Raw genomic sequence first — 13,453 nt, 5'->3', positions numbered from 1 at the left:
GAAAGCTGTGTTCGGGAGTGGCGTGCACGTGCAGTTCGTCGGCGGCGTCGCTGTCGACCACCAATTCCACGGGTTGACCGACGCGCGCCTCACGGCGTTCGTCGACGGGCGTGACGAGGCCGCCCGCGATCCGCACGTCGACCACCACGGGGGCCGCGTCGGCGGCGGTCGGCGTCGCGCGGTCCGGGTCGGCGCTCGCGCAACCCGCCGCGAGCAGGCCGATCGACAGGATGGCCGCGTATCGGCGTGTTCTCATCGCCGGTCCTCCTCGCCGGGGTCGGTGGTTTCGTCGGAGTGGTCGGGATCGGAGCGACGGTCGCGCACCGCGATGAACACCACCACCCCGACGACGAGCAGGGCGGGCAGGAACGCGGGGATCGCGAGCAGGATCGAGTGATCGGCGAGGACGTCGACCTCGCCGTAGCGCTCGCTCATTCGACGGTGACCGGTTCCGGTGCGGCGGCGGGCCGCTGCTCGTAGCGCTCGTTGACGCGGGCCGCGCCCCACGACAGCGCCCAGATCAGCGCCAGGCTGCACGCGAGCACGACCAAGCCCGCCGCGCCGAACAGCCAACTCGGGTGGTCGAAGGACCGTTCCCGTTGCAGCACGGTGATCTCGGCGACGAAGGGCCGGGTGAACGAGGTCAGTGCCGGGACCTCCTCGGCCCCGATACCGGGGTCGGCGGCAATGAACACCGGCAGTGCCGCCTGCATGCGGCCGTCCTGCACGCGCAGCACTGTCTTCCAACTGCCGTGCACCGGAATGGGTTCGGTCGAGACGTAGTGGCCCTCCCCCACTCTGCGCAACTGGTCGACCACCAGGCCGCGTCCGGGGCTTTCGCCGCCGATCCCGCCCTGCCAGGCCAGGATCTGGATCCATTCGGGGTCCTCGCTCACCAGATCGCCCGGGGTGAGCCGCACGTCGGCAAGCACCATGCGCCCGGCGGCGTGCGCGGGCGCGTCGGTGAGCGTGATCGCGGCTTCGGCGCGTTCGGGCACGTCGATCATCAGGCCGTTGGCAGTGGCGGCCGCGGCGATCAGGACCGCACCCAGGACCAGTCCGCGCCGCACCGCCGGGCGGGGCAGTCGCTGTCCGTTCAGCACGATGGCCAGCAGCGCGCCGACCACGCCGCCCGCGACGCCGACCGGCACCGCCATGGCCAGCAGTTCCGGCCACATCGCGCTCGGCCACGGGTCGACGAACATCGCGTCGACCCAGAACGATTCGAGCCAGATGCCCACCGTGGCGATGACGAGGCCGGTGACCGCGCCCCACCACAGCGGCTTGCGGACCAGGGGCAGCAGAGCCAGCAGTTCCACCACCACGGCCGCGCCGAGGTAGAGCGGGAAAACGTTGCGCGGCGCGTCGATGATCGGGCCGCCGACGAGCCACGCGACGATCAGGCGCACGGCGGCGGCGAAGGCGAACACGACCAAGGTACTGCCCGCGCCGAGACTCAGGCGGGCCGCGACCAGGGTGACCGAGGCGGCGGCGACGATGAGCATCGGTTGCAGCACCAGACGGAACTGTTCGACGCCGAAATCGAATTCGACCTGGAACACCGACAGGCCGATCAGCAACCCGCCGAAGCCGAAGGCGCGCACGCACCACATCAGGCGGCCGTCCGCGCGTTCGGGTTCGGGACGGTTGTTGCGCCCCTCGAATTCCAGCAGCAGCACACCGACCAGGGACAGGCCCGCGCCGCCGATGAGCATGAGGTGCGTCGGCCCCCACAGCGTGACGTCCTGGCCGAAGATGCGGTGCCAGATGTCGTCGAGCGGGAAGCCGATGAGCGCGTAGAGGCCCGCGCCCGCGATGAGGATGCCGCCGACCGGGGCGTACCAGGTGCGGGTGATGCGCACCGACGCCGCGCCGGGCTTCTCGTCCAGCGGCAGCACGATCGCCGACATGCCCGCGGTGAACAGGAAGAACAGTCCGACCAGGATGAAGTAGTGGGCCGGATTGGCCAGCGGTCCGGCGTCGCGCCCGTTGCCGACGTGCAGGCTCACGTCCCAGATGAAGCCGAGCAGCGCGGTCAGGATGGTGGCCAGGAACAGCGTCAGCGGCAGCGCCACCCAACCGGGGCGGTTGACGATGCGACCGAGGCGGTCCGCGGTGCGGCCGAGCCAGGTGATGCGTCGGGTGCGGTGCAGGTAGCCGATCCACAGCAGCACCGCCGCCACCAAGCCCGCGCCGACGGTCATCGCCGCGACCTGGTCCAGGGCCGCGCCGCCGCCCTCACTACCCGCCGCCGCCGTCCACGTCAGGTGCACGTCGTCGAGCACTGCCGACCTCCCTCGCGAAGCCTATATATCTGTTACGCAAGGTATCACGAAAACTGGGTGCGGTGGGCGGCTTCGTTCCGCGTCGCGTGACGTGCGGATATTCGACGTCGCGGACCCTACCGCAGCGTGCGTTTACCCCTTCATTCCACGGCCAAACCGCCCACTCGAGCGGGCACTCGCAGGGCCGTGATGACGATCTTGTCCGTGCGGTGCTACGGCGCGACCCCGACACCGGATCGAGTCGAGGTGAGCCGAACTCTGCTTCCCGGTGATCGCGCGCCGTAGGGTCTAGCGGGGTCCGCGTCCTTCAACCACCGGGAGAGCCATGGGTGAGTCGTCTTCGCCGCGTCGTGTCGGGAATTCCGGGCTGGCGGTCTCGGTCGTCGGACTCGGCACCAACAATTTCGGGATGAAGCTCGATCTCGAACAGAGCCGGGCCGTGGTGCACGCCGCGCTCGACCACGGCATCACCCTGATCGACACCGCCGACTCCTACGGCGATTCCGAGCAGCGGATCGGCGAGATCCTCCAAGGCAAGCGCGACGACGTCGTCATCGCGACCAAATTCGGCAACGACGTGCGCAGGCTCGGCCAGGACAACGGCGCGGACTGGGGTGCGCGCGGGTCGCGGCGCTACATCCGCCGCGCGGTGGAACAGTCGCTGCGCCGCCTGCGCACCGACTGGATCGACCTCTACCAGTACCACCGCCCGGACCCCGCGACCCCGATCGAGGAGACGCTGTCCGCGCTGGACGACCTCGTGCGCGAGGGCAAGATCCGCTACCTGGGCCACTCGAACTTCACCGGGTGGCAGACCGCCGACGCCGAATGGACCGCGCGCACCCGCGACCTGGAGCGCTTCGTCAGCGCGCAGAACGAGTACAGCCTGCTCCAACGGGGAATCGAAGCCGATCTGGTGCCCGCGCTCGAGCAGTACCGAATCGGGCTGCTCCCCTTCTTCCCGCTCGCCAGCGGACTGCTCACCGGGAAGTACAAGCGCGGCGCGCCCGCACCGCAAGGCAGCCGGATCCAGGCGTGGGGACGCGAATCCGTGCTCACCGACGCCACTTTCGACGTCATCGAACAACTCGAGGAGTTCGCGGCCCAGCGGTCGATCACCCTGCTCGAGGTCGCCATCGGCGGACTCGCCGCCCAACCCGCGGTGAGTTCGGTCATCGCGGGCGCCACCTCCCCCGAACAGGTCGAGGCGAACGTGCGGGCCGGACAGTGGCGACCCACCCCCGAAGACCTCGCGGAAATCGACCGCATCACCGCCTCCCCTCGCGCCTGATCAAAACTCCCGGTCACGGTCACCTTCGACGGGGAGCGAGGGTGGTCAATTGGGTGACGTGGTGCGGGGCCAGTTCCTCGAGGGAGGCGACGCCGAGCAGACGCATGGTCCGCTCGATCTGGCCGGTCAGGATCTGCACGGCCCGGTCGACGCCCGCTTCGCCACCCGCCATCAGGCCGTAGAGGTAGGCGCGGCCGACGAGGGTGAAGCGCGCGCCGAGCGCGATCGAGGCGACGATGTCGGCGCCGGACATGATGCCGGTGTCGAGCACGATCTCGGTGTCGCGGCCCAGTTCCGCGGCCACCTCCGGCAGCAGGTGGAACGGAACCGGCGCGCGATCCAGTTGTCGCCCACCGTGATTGGACAGCACGATGCCGTCGACGCCCAGTGCCACGACCGCGCGCGCGTCGGCGAGCGACTGGATGCCCTTCACCACGATTTTGCCGGGCCACCGGTCGCGCAACCAGGCCAGATCCGCGAAATCCACGGTCGGATCGAACATGACGTCGAGCAGTTCGGCGACGGTGCCCGACCAGCGGTCCAGCGAGGCGAAGGCCAGCGGTTCGGTGGTGAGCAGGTCGAACCACCACCGCGGTCGCCCCAGCGCGTCCAGCACGGTCGACGGGGTCAACGCGGGCGGGATCGACATCCCGTTGCGGGTGTCGCGCAGGCGCGCCCCCGCGACCGGAACGTCCACGGTAACCAGCAGGGTGTCGAAACCCGCGGCGGCGGCGCGTTCGAGCAGGGCGATCGAGCGGTCCCGGTCCTTCCACATGTAGAGCTGGAACCAGTTGCGACCGTTCGGGTTCGCGGCGGCGACGTCCTCGATGGCGGCGGTGCCCATGGTGGACAGCGAGAACGGGATGCCCGCGCGACCCGCGGCACGCGCGCCCGCGTATTCGCCTTCGGTCCGCATCATCCGGGTGAACCCGGTCGGCGCGATGCCGAAGGGCAACGCCACCGGTCCGCCCAACACCTCCCAACCGGTACGGACCCGGGAGACGTCACGCAGCACCGCCGGATGGAATTCGATCTCGCGGAACGCCCGACGGGCCCGCTCGAGGGAGATCTCGGCTTCGGCCGCGCCGTCGGTGTAGTCGAAGGCGGCGCGCGGGGTGCGACGCCGGGCGATGCGGCGCAGGTCCTCGATGGTGAGGGCCGCCTCCAATCGACGGCGCACCCCCACCCGCGGCTTGTCCAACCGCAGCAACGGCGCGAGGTCGCGGGGCTTGGGGAACTGTCTTCTCATTCGGCCTGCCTAGTCCTCGGATGCGGCGCGCGTGCCCGGCGGTCCGCGTGCGCGGACCCGGACGAGCGTAGTTCCGAACCGACCGCGCGGGCGGCCGGGCCGTGTCCCGACCGCCCGCGCGCCGAACGGCACCGGTGATCGGTCGACACGTATCGACTTCCGTCGACGCGGACGTGCCGTCCCCTCCGGACCGCCGATGCCCGGACGTGCGTCGTGCCGGGACCCGACCGGTCCCGGCACGACGCACGCCGCACAGATACGGGTCACCGCCAATCGCCTCGACGCCCTCCCGCGTACACGACCCCGCGGTGACCCGCACCGCATCCCCCTTCGGTCCGTCCGCGTCCGGACGGCGAAACCGAGTTTTGCGCAACGCGACGAGCATGGTCAAACATGTCCGCTGTCCCAATTCGTCCCACTTCGACACCTCCGAAGGCAGGTGAGGCCCGAGTGGCCGACCAGCTACACACGATCGCCCGCTACATCCGCGAACGCCGCGAGGCCGCGAACATGACCAGGGCGGCGCTGGCCAAGGCCGCCGCCGTGTCCCCCGCGCTCATCCAGAAGATCGAGCAGGGCTCGCGCACACCGACCCAGGACGCGCTCGCCGCGCTGTTCGACGCGCTCGAGGTCCCCCCGACCATGCGCGACCACATCATGAGCCTGACCCTGCCCGCCCGACTCAACGCCGAGATCGGTCGGGAAGCCGACCTGGTGCTGCCCGCCGACCTCGCCGTCCTGCACAGCATCCCGCACCCGGCCTGCTTCCAATCCCAGCCCACCTTCGACGTGCTGGCCGCCAACGCGGCCTTCACCCGGTTCTTTCCCGGCTGCGAACCCGGCGTCAACCTCATCGAATGGATGATGCTGCACCCCGCCGCCCGGGAATCGCTGCCGCAGTGGCGCAGGCAGACCCACCTGTTGGTCTACACGCTGCGCATCATGGGTCCGGGGCTGGTGCCGCCCGAACGCATCGCCGCCATCGTCGCCCGTTGCCAGGACGCGCCCGACTGGGCCGAGTTGTGGGGCACCGAGGTCGCGCCGCAGGACATCCCCCGCCCGACCGTGCTCGTCAACGATCCGGAGACCGGACGCACCCGCGAAATGCACGCGGCCAGCCTCAAATTCGACTTCCCCCGCCGACACTGGTGGATGTACACCCTGATCCCGACCGACGCCGCCCCCACTCCTGCGGCGATCGGAGGCGAGTCCGCCCAGAGGTTCGGCGACCATGACCTGTCGACGGTTCGGAAACATCTGGACCTGCGGGAACGATAGACAGGTCACCCAACGACACAGAGCGTGGGTTGCGCGGGTCGGAGCCACGGAATTCGGCCGGCAAGTCGGGGAGACACTCGATCCGCATCTCGAGGAGATGAGAAAGATGGGTTCCTTCGGAGCAGATTTCGGCGCCGGGCTCGCCGTGTTCACCAGGTGGCTGCAAGTGATGTTCGGCATCGACCTCGGTATCGGCTGACCACCCCGCGCACCCCCGGCCCGCCGTTCCCGGTTCGCGGCGCGGCGCGGGGTGCGCGTTCGTTCCCGACTTGCTGCCGGCAGGCGATGCCGCCGCGGCGCGCGCGGGAGAGAGATCGCGTACTCGGTGGGGGGTGTGTCGGGGGGATGGGCGAGACTGTGCGGGTTCATGTTCCGTCTCGATCCGGAGATTCGATGCCCGCCCTCGCCCCCACGTCCTGGGACGCCACTCTCGCCGAGGCGTTCTCGCTCGTCCTCGACCGCCCGATTCTGGAGGATTCCGGGCGGTATGCGGCCTGGTACGCCTGCCCCGACCTGTCCTACGAGTTGTTCGAGGAGGGGTTCGATCCGGAGTTGTTCGCCTCCGGTGAGGTCGTGGGCCCGCCGTTCGAGGCGATTCCAGGGTTGGGTGAGCTGTTCCAGGGGTGGGACCGGTTCGCTGCGCAGTGGACGATCGATCTCGGTGAGTCGATCGTGCGCGCGGACGACGAGGGTCTGCCGGGGTTGACGGACGGCCTGACGGGTCGCGAGTTCGGCAGTGGCATGAGCGGGCGCGGTCTCGCGCCCGAGGATCTGATCGACAGCGGACCGGAGGTGATCTTCCGCGTCCACACCGACGGCACCCTGTTCGACGCGATGCGCGCGCTGACCGGAACGCACCGCGGTCCCGACCATCTGGCGGCACTCGAGGTCGCGCACGGTCTGGCCGACGACTGGGATCGGCGGTTCGCCGCACTCGGGGATCGCGCGGTGGCCGATCACCTGCGCGACCTGTTCCGCACGGAGGATTCGGCCCGCGCCTACGGCGCTTTCCACCTCGGCAAGTCCGACCCGTCGCACGGCGCCATCCCGCACCCCGTCGTCACGGCTTGGCGGTTCGGCGAGGGCCAAGCCTGGTCCGCGATCACTTCCCTGCCCTGACCAGCGGATCTCAGAACGACCCCGAGGTGGGCGGTTCGGCAGTGCTCAGCGCGGCCTCCACGTCGACGAACTGGGCTCGGGCGACTTCGACGTTCAGCGAACCGACCGCCGCGGACGGCGGGTATGGCAACACAGTCACACGGCGGGCTTCGCTGAGAAGATAGCCATTCCGGTGACGGTAATCCTTCAACCTCGAAATTGCGCCAGCTGGAATCCGCGGAAGTTCTGGCGAGTCCGACGCCAGAACACACCATCCGGCGATGTCACGATGGTCACCGGCGACCAAGCGTGAGCCTGCAACGGACCCGCGGGTCCGTTAACCGATCTCGGAGCGGGGAATCCGGACACGGTGAAGGTATACGCCGACCGGTTTCCGGTGATGCTGCGGCAAGTGGTCACGGATCTGCTCGTCGTGGCGTGGGTGTATCTGTCGGTGCGCGTCGCGCTCTGGTTCCACGACTTGGTGCGCGAACTCGCCGTGCCGGGGCGGAAATTGGAGGACGCGGGCGCGGGATTGGCCGAGAACCTGACCGAAGCGGGTGAGCGGGCCGACCGCATCCCGGTCGTCGGCGACGATCTCACCTCGCCTTTCGAGCGGGCCGCCGCGGCAGCCCGCAGGATCGCGGAGGCGGGAGCCGACCAGCAGGCGTTCGTGGACGACCTTGCCCTGGCGTCGACCATCGCCGTGCTGATCATCCCGCTCGCCTTGGTGCTGTTCGGCTGGTTGCCGCGGCGGATCCGGTGGATGCGCCGGGCCGCCGCGGCGAAGCGTCTGCGCGCCCATCCGGCGGGCTTGGACCTGCTCGCGTTGCGCGCCCTCGCGAATCAACCGCTGCGCAAGCTGAAGCGCGTCGACGCCGAGGTGGTGGATGCGTGGCGACGGGGAGACGAGCGGATCGTCCGTGATCTGGCCGCGCTCGAACTGCGCGGACTCGGACTGCGCGGGGCGCGCGCGGGGCAGATCGCGCCCGAATGACCCTCGGTTCGGCGGCCGCCCGGCGCGCCGGGTAGTCTCGGTCACGCGCGGCCGAGTTCTCGGCACCGTCCAGCGCGACCCCCGCGACGTGACGCCGATTCGCGGCTCACGATTCACCCGGCACTTCGGGCCGCCACTTCTCTCCGCCAGCGCGATTCAGCGATTCCGCACATCACCGAATGTTCCACACAGCCGCAAACCCGTCGCCGGGCATTCCGGCGTGCCCGAAATCCGCACCAACCCAGCCGAATTCGAACACCGAAGGAGTTCACGATGACCTGGTCGATCCCCACCGTCACCACCGGCGGCGAACGCGCGTCGCTCGAAGCGGCGCTCGACCGCAACCGCGCCGAACTGATCAACACCGTTCGCGGACTGTCCGACACCGAGGCCCGTCGCCGACTGGTGGCCTCGCCGACCACGCCGATCGGCCTGCTCAAACACGCCGCGGTCGCCGAACGGATCTGGTTCCAGCACATCCTGGGCGGTGTGCCGAGAAGTGAGTGCGGCGGCGGAACCGTCGCGGGCGACACCAGTTTCGTCGTCGCGGACACCGAATCGGTGGCCGAGGTGATCGCCGAATTCGAGGAGGCGAGCGCACGCTCGCGCGCCGTCGCCGCGCGATACGACCTCGAGGAGGTCCGTACGCACCCGCATCTCGGCGAGGTGAATCTGCGGTTCGTCTACCTGCTCTTGTCCGAGGATTTCGCGCGGCACGCCGGACACGGCGACATCCTGCGCGAGCAGATCCGTGGGGTTGTTCCGCCGGAACCGACGACGTCGACGGTGACGTAGCGACGCGCGCAGCGAACGCGGGTACTTCACTTCACCCGCATCAGGTGAGGACCGGGCGGCGACGGGCGGGCGACACTCGGCGGGACCGGCTATCGCCCCGCAGGAGTTGTCTCATGGCCAACCACTCGGCAGTTCGCGTTTCCGCCCGGATGCAGGGGGTGGCCACCGGCATATCCGTGATCGCCTCGGTCCTGTTGCTGGTGGTGTCGGTGCTGTCGGTGCTCGAAGGCGCCGTCGCGCTGGCGGGAAACGCGATCTACGTGGCCGAGGCCGACGACTTCTACTCCTTGGACACCGACACCTGGGGCTGGATCCACCTGCTGCTCGGCGTCGGCGGCGTCTTCAGCGCACTCGGTCTGCTGTTCGGGACCCGGTCCGGCCGCGGTTCGGCGGTGCTGGTGGCCGCGCTGGTGATCGTCGCGAACGTGGTGTCGCTGCCGTACTACCCGGCGTGGTCGCTGCTGGTCATCTCCTCGTGCGTGATGGTGATCTGGGCAGCCGTGTGGCAACCGCGGACATGACCCCGCTGCCGCCGACGCGCAGGTCGAGTTCGCTGGTCCTGGTCGTGCTGGCCGCGGGGCAGTTCCTGATGACGCTGGACAGTTCGGTGATGAACGTGTCGATGGCCACGGTCGCCGCGGATCTGGGCACCACGATCACCGGCATCCAGACCGCCATCACCCTGTACACGCTGGTCATGGCCTCGTTGATGATCACCGGCGGCAAGGTGGGCGCGGTCCTGGGCCGCCGCCGGACCTTCGGGATCGGCTTGGTCGTCTACGCCGCGGGTTCCCTGCTCACCGGCCTCGCGCCGAATCTGCCGATCCTGCTGCTGGGCTGGTCGCTGCTGGAGGGCATCGGCGCGGCCCTGATCATGCCCGCGATCGTCGCGCTCGTGGCCGGTAACTTCGCGCCCGAACGCCGAGCGGCCGCCTACGGCCTGATCGCGGCGGCGGGCGCGATGGCGGTCGCGGTCGGTCCGCTGCTCGGCGGCGCGGTGACCACGTTCGCGTCCTGGCGCTACGTCTTCTTCGGCGAGGTGGTGATCGTGGTGCTGATCTCGGCGGTGCTGCGCCGGATCGAGGACGCGCCCACCGAACGGGTCCGCCTCGATCCGGTCGGGTCGGCGCTGTCGGTGGTCGGACTCGGCGCGATCGTCTTCGGGGTGCTGCGATCCAGCGAGTGGGGGTGGGTGCGCCCCGAAGCGGACGGCCCCGCCTTGTTCGGCCTGTCCCCCGTCATCTGGCTGGTGCTCGGCGGCCTGCTGGCGCTGTATCTGTTCGTGCGCCGACAGGGCCGGCTCGTGCGTCGTGGCCGCGACCCGCTCATCGACCCCTCGCTGTTCGGCAATCGCCAACTCGTCGGCGGTACGGGCATGTTCTTCGCGCAGTTCCTCGTGCAGGCGGGGGTGTTCTTCGCGGTCCCGCTGTTCCTGTCGGTGGTGCTGGAACTCAGCGCGCTCGAGACCGGCGTGCGAATCCTGCCGCTGTCGATCGCGCTGATCGCGGCGGCGACCGGCATTCCGCGCTTCCGGCCGCAAGCCTCTCCGCGCCGGGTGGTCCGGGTGGGGCTGGCGTTGATGATCGTCGGGGTGCTGATCCTGGCCGCGGGCATGGACCCCGGCGCGAACGCGGCCGTCGTGGCGATCCCGATGCTGCTGATGGGGTCGGGGTTGGGCGCGCTGTCGTCCCAACTCGGCGCGGTCACCGTGTCCGCGGTGCCGGATTCGCGCAGTTCGGAGGTCGGCGGACTCCAGAACACCGCCTCCCAGCTGGGGGCCTCCCTGGGTACCGCCCTGATCGGTTCGATCCTGATCACCACCTTGACCACGGGGGTGGTCGACGGCATCGAGCACAACCCGGCCGTGCCGACCTCGGTCCGCGAACAGGCCACCACCGATCTCGCCGCGGGCGTGCCGTTCCTGTCCGACACCCAACTCACGACCGCCCTCGATGACGCGGGCATCGATCCGGCCGCCGCCGACGCCATCCTCACGGTGAATTCCGATGCCCGGCTCGAGGCGTTGCAGGTGGCGTTCGCGGTCACCGCGCTGCTCGCGGTCCTGGCACTGTTCGGCACCGGATCGATCCCCGCGCGGCCGGTGACCCGGAGTGCGGCGAACCCGTCGACGCGGAAACCGGACTCGCCCTGAACAAGGCTCCGATACGCTCCGAGTGATCCCATTCGGAAGCGGCCCGGACGGATCTCCCGCGCGAATCACCAGTGCAGCCGCCGCAGGAGCTCCGATGAGACGTCGCCTTCCCGCCCTGATCGTCACCGTCGCCGCGGGATGGGCCCTGCTCGCCGCACCCGCCGCCTCCGCCGCACCGACCTACCACCACCGCCAGGACATCGAGATCGCCTGCGGTTCGGGGGTTCTGCACCAGGACTCGGAGTGGTTCCTGCCCGCCGGGCAGCCGAAGGCGCTGCTGTGGCTGCAACACGGTTTCGCCAGGACCGACCGCAACGTCGCGGAACTGGCCGAAAGTTTCGCCGAGGCAGGCTACGCCGTGTTCACACCGTCGCTGCCGTTCTTCGACCTCGACGGCTGCACCTTGCAGAACCTCACCGGCAACCGGCCGTTCCTCGACAACGTCACGGCGTTGTTCGGCGAAGCCGACGATCCGTCGGGCACGCTGGCGAGGAGTCTGGCCGAGGCGGCCCGCGCGTCCGACCACGCACCGATCGTCATGCCGGACCGGATGGTGTTCGCCGGACATTCGGCGGGGGCCGAGGCGGTCACCTACGCCGCCGACCGACTACGCCGGGCCTACCCGGCGGCTTGGCCGGGCCTGCGCGGACTGATCCTGCTCGACCCGGTGACCTCGTTCCTCGACAACAACACCGACCCGTCGCTGCGCGACCTGGACCCCACCGATCTGCCGATCCGCGCGATCTCGGCGACGCCGTCGCTGTGCAACAACTTCGGCAGCGGCACCACCTCCATGCGGACCTACCTGCATCGGCCCTATCTCGGCGTCCGGTTGAAGAGCGGCGTGCACACCGACGCCGAGGGCAACAGCTCCGACACCTTGGGCACCCTGTTGTGCGGGGTCCCCGAATCCCGCAACATCGCCGATCTGGACGCGCTCGCGATCGGCTGGGCCGACGACTACGTCTTCGGGGAGACCACGGCGCGGTTCTACCCGAACACCGAGTTCAGCGACGTCGCGGCGGTCGCGGGTGCACAGATCCTGCGCCCGTTCTGATCAGGCGGGCACGCTCGACCTCGCGCGCGGCGCGGACCGCTCGGCCGCGACGATCGCGGCCAACAGCACCGCTTCGCCGAGATTGCCCAAGGGCGGGGCGACCGGTCCGAGTCCGGCCGCCACCACCATGATCAGCGAACCCCACAGCAGTTCCGACCGGTGTTCGCGACGCCGCGCGAGCACGCCCGCCACCACCAGGACGAACACGACCAGTACGGCGGGGATCGGCGGCGCGGGATGGTCGGCGGCGTAGCGCAAGGTGTCGGCCCACTCGCGCGGCACCAGGTCGTGGCCACGCACGTCGGCGAGCAGCCCCCAGACGATCAGTGCGACGGCGAGCGCCACCGCGCCCGCCCGGACCTTGGTCGAGGCGGTGTAGCGCCACGCGGCCCAGACCACGAGCAGCGGTGTGAGCACGGCGTGGCCGAAGAAGCGCCACCAACTCAGCGCCTCCAGGGTCGGCCCCGCGCCGATCCACGCGCCGAGCCCGACCATCGCGGAGTCGTAGGCCAAGCCGATGCCGACGGCCCACAGCAGCCAGCGGCGCGGCACCGGCCAGGGCCGCGGGTCGCCGAGGCGCGCGGTCAGGGCGAGTTGGAGCACGGCCAAAGCGATGAGCGCCGCGGATACCACCGGTTTCCTCTCTGCGGGTGCGGACGACGCACCACGATCGCCGGCCACGCTACCCGGGCGAGGCGGGTCGGCCATCCGAATGTGTCGGGGGCTACTTCTAGGCTGCTCTGATGGTCAGCCCCGACACGGCACTGCGCCGCCTGCTGCGCGAGACGGGAAAACTGCTCCGGCCCTACGGCTTCGAGGGCGAGGAGCCGACCTGGTCCCGCGTCGAATCGGGCGGGGTGGCCCGGGTCGGGCGCACGCGGGTCGCGCGCACCTGGACCGACGGACAGCAGCGGATCGCCTTCGGGCTGACCCTCGACGCGGTCCCCGTCGCGTGGTGGGAGTACCGGACCTGGCTGGCGACCCGGCGCGGGCTGCCGTCCACGCCACTCGAGGAGACGACGGGTCCCGGTCTCGTCACCGCGCCGCCGTCGTTCGAGGCGGGCGCGCTGTGGACGATCGGCGTCGATCCCGAGCAGCCGGGCCACGCGCGTCAGGACGATGTCGAGGCCATCCGCGACAGGTTGCGCCACCACGTGCACGGCCACGCGCGCGCCGCGCTGCGACTGCTCGATCCGGAGTTCCACGTCGAGGCGCTGCTGGACATCACCGATCCGACGCCGCGGGTATGGG

The 13,453-nt window shown here is 70.1% G+C and carries 14 protein-coding genes and 1 pseudogene; 9 read left to right on the top strand and 6 right to left on the bottom strand.

What is annotated here, in order from left to right; genetic code table 11:
• From ON30_RS39195 to ON30_RS15410, 3 genes and pseudogenes are all read right to left on the bottom strand, one after another.
• A pseudogene (locus tag ON30_RS39195) lies at positions 1 to 256 on the bottom strand (hypothetical protein); the annotation flags it as partial.
• Complete coding sequence (locus ON30_RS15415) at positions 253 to 435, bottom strand: hypothetical protein (RefSeq protein ID WP_040707823.1); 183 nt, start codon at positions 433 to 435, stop codon at positions 253 to 255. The gene ON30_RS15415 and the pseudogene ON30_RS39195, both read right to left, overlap by 4 nt.
• Positions 432 to 2,204, bottom strand: coding sequence for a hypothetical protein (locus tag ON30_RS15410; RefSeq protein ID WP_245554060.1), 1,773 nt, complete (start codon positions 2,202 to 2,204; stop codon positions 432 to 434). The genes ON30_RS15415 and ON30_RS15410 overlap by 4 nt, the downstream gene beginning before the upstream one ends.
• Before the next feature lie 406 nt (positions 2,205 to 2,610).
• Here ON30_RS15410 and ON30_RS15405 point away from each other — a divergent pair, with 406 nt between their 5' ends.
• Positions 2,611 to 3,576 carry an aldo/keto reductase gene (locus tag ON30_RS15405; protein WP_040707819.1) on the top strand — a complete coding sequence of 322 codons (966 nt, stop codon included), beginning with the start codon at positions 2,611 to 2,613 and terminating at the stop codon, positions 3,574 to 3,576.
• 19 nt (positions 3,577 to 3,595) lie between these two features.
• Here ON30_RS15405 and ON30_RS15400 read toward each other — a convergent pair whose 3' ends face one another.
• Positions 3,596 to 4,825 carry an alpha-hydroxy acid oxidase gene (locus tag ON30_RS15400; protein ID WP_040707818.1) on the bottom strand — a complete coding sequence of 410 codons (1,230 nt, stop codon included), beginning with the start codon at positions 4,823 to 4,825 and terminating at the stop codon, positions 3,596 to 3,598.
• A 450-nt stretch (positions 4,826 to 5,275) separates the two neighbouring features.
• On the opposite strand from ON30_RS15400, the gene ON30_RS15395 reads away from it, so the two are divergent.
• Complete coding sequence (locus ON30_RS15395) at positions 5,276 to 6,103, top strand: helix-turn-helix domain-containing protein (RefSeq protein ID WP_051029397.1); 828 nt, start codon at positions 5,276 to 5,278, stop codon at positions 6,101 to 6,103.
• A 393-nt stretch (positions 6,104 to 6,496) separates the two neighbouring features.
• A complete protein-coding gene (locus tag ON30_RS15390; protein ID WP_040707817.1) occupies positions 6,497 to 7,222 on the top strand; it encodes a hypothetical protein in 726 nt (241 codons plus the stop codon).
• A gap of 10 nt (positions 7,223 to 7,232) precedes the next feature.
• On the opposite strand, the gene ON30_RS41735 is transcribed toward ON30_RS15390, so the two are convergent.
• Complete coding sequence (locus ON30_RS41735; RefSeq protein WP_281004731.1) at positions 7,233 to 7,361, bottom strand: hypothetical protein; 129 nt, start codon at positions 7,359 to 7,361, stop codon at positions 7,233 to 7,235.
• Positions 7,362 to 7,571: 210 nt separating this feature from the next.
• Between ON30_RS41735 and ON30_RS15385 the strand changes: the two genes are divergently transcribed.
• From ON30_RS15385 to ON30_RS15365, 5 genes are all read left to right on the top strand, one after another.
• A complete protein-coding gene (locus tag ON30_RS15385) occupies positions 7,572 to 8,198 on the top strand; it encodes a hypothetical protein (protein WP_040707816.1) in 627 nt (208 codons plus the stop codon).
• 273 nt (positions 8,199 to 8,471) lie between these two features.
• The gene (locus ON30_RS15380; protein WP_040707815.1) at positions 8,472 to 8,993 is read left to right on the top strand and encodes a DinB family protein; all 522 of its coding nucleotides are present in this window, start codon (positions 8,472 to 8,474) and stop codon (positions 8,991 to 8,993) included.
• A 113-nt stretch (positions 8,994 to 9,106) separates the two neighbouring features.
• A complete protein-coding gene (locus ON30_RS15375) occupies positions 9,107 to 9,514 on the top strand; it encodes a DUF7144 family membrane protein (protein ID WP_040707813.1) in 408 nt (135 codons plus the stop codon).
• The gene (locus ON30_RS15370; protein ID WP_040707830.1) at positions 9,511 to 11,145 is read left to right on the top strand and encodes an MFS transporter; all 1,635 of its coding nucleotides are present in this window, start codon (positions 9,511 to 9,513) and stop codon (positions 11,143 to 11,145) included. The genes ON30_RS15375 and ON30_RS15370 overlap by 4 nt, the downstream gene beginning before the upstream one ends.
• Positions 11,146 to 11,239: 94 nt before the next feature.
• Complete coding sequence (locus ON30_RS15365) at positions 11,240 to 12,202, top strand: alpha/beta fold hydrolase (RefSeq protein ID WP_051029396.1); 963 nt, start codon at positions 11,240 to 11,242, stop codon at positions 12,200 to 12,202.
• Here the strand turns inward: ON30_RS15365 and ON30_RS15360 are convergent, their stop codons facing one another.
• Positions 12,203 to 12,835: a hypothetical protein gene (locus ON30_RS15360; RefSeq protein ID WP_051029395.1), complete on the bottom strand. Its 633-nt coding sequence runs from the start codon at positions 12,833 to 12,835 to the stop codon at positions 12,203 to 12,205.
• Positions 12,836 to 12,945: 110 nt separating this feature from the next.
• Between ON30_RS15360 and ON30_RS15355 the strand changes: the two genes are divergently transcribed.
• On the top strand, positions 12,946 to 13,453 hold a 508-nt coding region (locus ON30_RS15355; RefSeq protein WP_040707811.1), incomplete at its 3' end, for a hypothetical protein.

The organism is Nocardia takedensis NBRC 100417 (genome assembly GCF_000308695.1).
Classification (GTDB): domain Bacteria; phylum Actinomycetota; class Actinomycetes; order Mycobacteriales; family Mycobacteriaceae; genus Nocardia; species Nocardia takedensis.
The sequence above is the reverse complement of the archived record's forward strand: the minus strand, read 5'-3'. Positions and strand labels throughout refer to the sequence as shown.

Excerpts from the sequence above, each read along its gene's own strand:
- ON30_RS15405 (WP_040707819.1), top strand. The coding sequence starts at position 2,611 with ATGGGTGAGTCGTCTTCGCCGCGTCGTGTCGGGAATTCCGGGCTGGCG.
- ON30_RS15415 (WP_040707823.1), bottom strand. The coding sequence starts at position 435 with ATGAGCGAGCGCTACGGCGAGGTCGACGTCCTCGCCGATCACTCGATC.
- ON30_RS15380 (WP_040707815.1), top strand. The coding sequence starts at position 8,472 with ATGACCTGGTCGATCCCCACCGTCACCACCGGCGGCGAACGCGCGTCG.
- ON30_RS15370 (WP_040707830.1), top strand. The coding sequence starts at position 9,511 with ATGACCCCGCTGCCGCCGACGCGCAGGTCGAGTTCGCTGGTCCTGGTC.
- ON30_RS15410 (WP_245554060.1), bottom strand. The coding sequence starts at position 2,204 with ATGACCGTCGGCGCGGGCTTGGTGGCGGCGGTGCTGCTGTGGATCGGC.
- ON30_RS15400 (WP_040707818.1), bottom strand. The coding sequence starts at position 4,825 with ATGAGAAGACAGTTCCCCAAGCCCCGCGACCTCGCGCCGTTGCTGCGG.
- ON30_RS15365 (WP_051029396.1), top strand. The coding sequence starts at position 11,240 with ATGAGACGTCGCCTTCCCGCCCTGATCGTCACCGTCGCCGCGGGATGG.
- ON30_RS15390 (WP_040707817.1), top strand. The coding sequence starts at position 6,497 with ATGCCCGCCCTCGCCCCCACGTCCTGGGACGCCACTCTCGCCGAGGCG.
- ON30_RS15375 (WP_040707813.1), top strand. The coding sequence starts at position 9,107 with ATGGCCAACCACTCGGCAGTTCGCGTTTCCGCCCGGATGCAGGGGGTG.